Annotated in this window: 1 protein-coding gene; it reads right to left on the reverse strand. The window is 46.5% G+C overall.

What is annotated here, in order from left to right; translation table 11 throughout:
- Positions 1-454 (reverse strand): hypothetical protein (locus AWH02_RS05975; RefSeq protein WP_236708896.1); only part of this gene is annotated, 454 nt, incomplete at both ends.

Here is a 454-nt window from a genome sequence, read left to right on the forward strand (position 1 = left end):
ACCAGTGGATCGCCACCTTCAAACGTTGGAGTACCGGTTTGTACAAGTCCCTTAATATTTTCAGAGGAAACATCCTTACCAATTGGTGTTACTTTCGTAAATTCTGGACTGTAAGTCGCAGTAACTGGAGTACCATTCTTATCCACACGTTTCACGATGATTGGATCTGGTTTCCCTACAAACTGCTTATCTGGAGTGAAGGTTACTGTACCATCTGGCGCAATGGTGTAAGTTCCTTGACCTGGAATGTTCTTCTCTTTGCTTCCATCTGCGAAGGTTGGCTCAACTGTTTCATCGATTGGAACTAGTGGATCGCCACCTTGGAAGGAGGTCGGACGTGCTTGCGTCTGACCTCCAGGCCCTCTGCGAGATCCACTAGTCCGTGTAGTGCTGACATAAGAGAATTCTGGACTGTAAGTTGCAGTGACTGAAGTGCCATTCTTATCTACACGTT

It is taken from the genome of Streptococcus gordonii (genome assembly GCF_001553855.1).
GTDB lineage: Bacteria > Bacillota > Bacilli > Lactobacillales > Streptococcaceae > Streptococcus > Streptococcus gordonii.